This is a genomic window from Actinomadura sp. NBRC 104412 (assembly GCF_030269515.1).
In the GTDB taxonomy this organism is placed as follows: Bacteria; Actinomycetota; Actinomycetes; order Streptosporangiales; family Streptosporangiaceae; genus Spirillospora.
The window spans coordinates 1-3,481 of the sequence record NZ_BSTM01000071.1 but is presented as its reverse complement, the minus strand read 5'-3'; the positions used below and the strand labels follow the sequence as shown (position 1 = coordinate 3,481).

The following is a 3,481-nucleotide window of genomic DNA, read 5'->3' as shown; positions in this document are numbered from 1 at the left end:
CACAGCACGAACTGTGCGCGCGCCGCCACCGATCTGTCGTATTCCCCCTGGCGGATCACAGACTCAAGAGAGGAACGCTGCTGCTTCGACAACTCCACAACAGTCATTATTCCACTCCCAAGGAAAGGTGTAAACATTCTTCAGATACGAAACACTAGACCGCCAACTCAACCGTCGCCAGCTCCGAGACAGCCCGCTAGCAACCGAACTCCGCCAGCAGATCCGAGACTTCAACGCCGCCGCCCTGACAGACGATCCCGACCTGGAGTTCTCATGAGCCCTCTGCCCACACGGATGATCAACCGTTGGCAGAACCGCAAAGAACCCGGACCAGGCCAGGGCACGCTCTACTGGCACATGCTCGTAGGCGATCAACCCGAGGCCCGCAAAGCCGCCCGCATCGCACGGGAGCGACTCGCCGCCTTCAGCGGCCTGCACATGCCCCCGCTCGAATGGCTTCACATCACCACGCTTGTGGTCGGCCCTACCGACAAGATAACCACCGAGCAACAGCAAGACATGCTCACCACCGCATCAGCACTGCTAGCCAAGGTGCCGCCTATCAGCGTGACCGTGGACCGACTCTTCTACCACCCAGAGGCAATCGCCCTCGCTATCCGACCCACCGAGCACCTGGAGCAGGTCCGCGAGGCCATACAGACCGCGACCCTCGAAGCGACTGGTCGACAGGACCACACCGAGGGCACCAGCCGATGGGTCCCGCACGCCACCCTTATCTACAGCGAGGCCGAGCAACCTGCCGAGCCGATCATCTCCGCCCTCGGCCGTGAAATCCCGAGCTGCGCCGTCACCATCGATGCCGTCACCCTCGTCGACCAACGCGGCCCCGAACGTCTCTGGGACTGGCATCCCATCGGCCGCGCCCAACTCCTCGGCCGCCACTGATGACGGCACCACACCACAATGATCACCAACTTGGCAAGTCAGGTCCTCCAACCCGTGCCACCCGAAATGCAAGGCCATCCGATCATCAGCGAGTACCGCGAACGACTCGCACTCGCCGCATCACCAGCCCACAAGGCGATCAGGTCATGACCGACGCCACGTACACGCACCACACCGGCGAGCAGACACTGGAAATGCTCCCCGAACTGACCGAGGTCTACCTAGCAGCACGCAAGGACGACCCGCACCGCGACGACCCCCTCTTCAGCCGCGAACAGTTCACAGCCCGCACACAGGCCCAAGCCCACAGCCCAGGCTTCGACCTAGTGACGATCCACGTGGCCGGAGCCTTGGCCGGCTTCAGCTTCGGCTTTCGCTTCCCTGCCGGAGGCTGGTGGGCCGACGCCACACCCCCACCTGACCCCATCCTCACAGCGACCAAGTTCGCCGTCATCGAGCTGGACATACACCACGCCCACCAAGGCCAGGGCTTGGCGCACCCCCTCCTTGACGCCCTGCTCACCACACGCACCGAGGACTACGCCACACTCGCCACCATCCCCGGATCCCCCGCCCACGCCATGTACGAACGCTGGGGCTGGTACACGATCGGCACCATCGGCGGCGAAGGCCCCGTCATGGACGCCATGCTCAAAGACCTTTAAGCCACTGGCCGCACCATGCCGACCCCGAAGCTCATCCTGTGGGACATCGACCACACGCTCATCGAAACCGGAGGAGTAGGCAGCGAAGTCTTCCGCGACGCCGTCCGGCAGGTCACCGGCCACCACATCGACCGCCTACCCGACGCCACCGGCCGCACCGAGCAAGTCATCCTCCGCGAAACCCTGGAGCTGTACGGCATCGAAGATCCAGGCGACTACTTCCCCAAGTTCGTCGAAGCCCAGGCCGCCGGCTACCGAGCCCGAGCCGACGAGATGCGCCGCCGAGGCCGCGCCCTTCCCGGAGCCCGCGAAGCCCTGGCCGCCCTCGCCGAGCTACCCCACATCACCCAAACCGTCCTCACCGGCAACCCCAAACCCTCAGCCATCGCCAAGCTTGAAACCTTCGATCTGGCCCAGTGGCTTGACCTGGACGTAGGCGCCTACGGGACGGACGATTCCGTACGCCCCAACCTCGTCCCCATAGCGCAAGCCCGAGCCACCGGCCGTACCGGATACACCTACACGCGAGACACCACGTACGTCGTCGGCGACACCACCAGCGATGTGGAAGCCGCGTTGAAGGGCGGCGCCCAGATCATCGCCGTTGCCTCAGGCCGCACCCCCGCCGACGAACTACGCGCCGCCGGTGCCGTCACCGTCCTGGAGCACCTCGCGGACACATCCGCACTCGTCCAAAGCCTGACAGGCAAGCATTCCTCGTGATCATTGCCGAATTCAGCTCATTGAGATCAAGGGCGGTGGCGCTTCGCGCCACCGCAACGCCCGCCCGGCGACGCCGGGGCGGGCGTGCGGCCTGGGGGCCGGTCCCGCCCCGGCGGGCCGAAGGCGGGCGCGCGAAAGCCACCGGCCGAGCCCGGCCGCCCGGCTGACGGCAGCCACGGGGTACGCGCCGCCGCCGAGCTGGCGCATGCGACGGGGCGCAGGTTCATACGTGCCTCCGGCGGGGGCACTCCGGCTCCGGGAAGCAGAGGGCGGTCCCGTGACGGGTGGTCGAGGGGTTGAGGTGGGAAGCTCGGGTGACAGGTGCGGGCAGGGGACCGCTGAGGTTCCCAGACCAAGATTCGGAAAATACGCGGAACGCTTCACGCGCATGAGGGCACCGACGCCGAAGTCTTCGCAGGTCAACGGGGTAGCGTCGTCATGATCCATGGCGGGCTGTAAATCCGTCGGCTTAGCCTACCCAGGTTCGAATCCTGGACCCGCCACACCAGCCAAAGAGCCTTCCCACCAGGCGTAACGCCCTGAGGGGGGCTCTTTGCCTTGTTACCGTGAGTCCTCGTGAATTCCCCTGTTTACCGCCCTCACGGGCACGTGTGGGGCACGGCGGGGGCACGCCAAAGAGCTGGTGATCAGGTCGGTTGCTGCTATCTCTCGTGCGCTGCTGCGGTGGCTTGGTCGCGACGACCCGAGGGCTGCGGCTTCCCTGTGTGCTGGCATGGAAGGGGCCGGTCATGGCCGAAGGCCACCCCGTAGGGGCGACCGAAGGGAGTAGCCGGCACCGTGGGCGAATGCCAGCCCGAGCGTCATCCAACGTAAAAGCCGCTGCCTGGCGCGTGTGCGTCTCGGGTGAGGTGGCTGTGCCTCCTCTTACCGCACCTTGCGTCACCACGGTCCAAAGTACTTATCCGCGCGAACGGCGCGATGGTGTGACAGACGGTTTCGCGCGGATGAGTGCTCCGACTCGCGGGGGCTGGGGGCTCCGAGGCCCCTGCTTCGGGCACGTCCAATCGTCCAACGCGGCGACCTCCACGGGTAAGCCCTGTGTCAACGGCGCCTCAATCGTGACCCCCTGAGGGCGTTTGAACCGTAACCCCTTGATGTTGTTGTTGGTTACTGTTCGTGGTTGTGTTTGGCCGCGGGTGGGCGACCGAGGTCTCGGTTCTTGAGGC

General features: G+C 65.6%; 3 protein-coding genes and 1 tRNA gene. All 4 read left to right on the top strand.

Translation table 11 applies throughout. From position 1 onward, the window contains the following. Positions 1-273: 273 nt before the first annotated feature. Positions 274-906 (top strand): 2'-5' RNA ligase family protein, encoded by a 633-nt coding sequence (locus tag QSK21_RS35665; RefSeq protein ID WP_285702179.1) that lies wholly within the window; start codon positions 274-276, stop codon positions 904-906. Between the two features lie 146 nt (positions 907-1,052). Continuing rightward, positions 1,053-1,571 carry a GNAT family N-acetyltransferase gene (locus QSK21_RS35660; RefSeq protein WP_285702178.1) on the top strand — a complete coding sequence of 173 codons (519 nt, stop codon included), beginning with the start codon at positions 1,053-1,055 and terminating at the stop codon, positions 1,569-1,571. A gap of 15 nt (positions 1,572-1,586) precedes the next feature. After that, positions 1,587-2,294: an HAD family hydrolase gene (locus tag QSK21_RS35655; RefSeq protein WP_285702177.1), complete on the top strand. Its 708-nt coding sequence runs from the start codon at positions 1,587-1,589 to the stop codon at positions 2,292-2,294. A 425-nt stretch (positions 2,295-2,719) separates the two neighbouring features. After that, positions 2,720-2,797, top strand: a tRNA-OTHER gene (locus QSK21_RS35650). Positions 2,798-3,481: the final 684 nt, after the last annotated feature.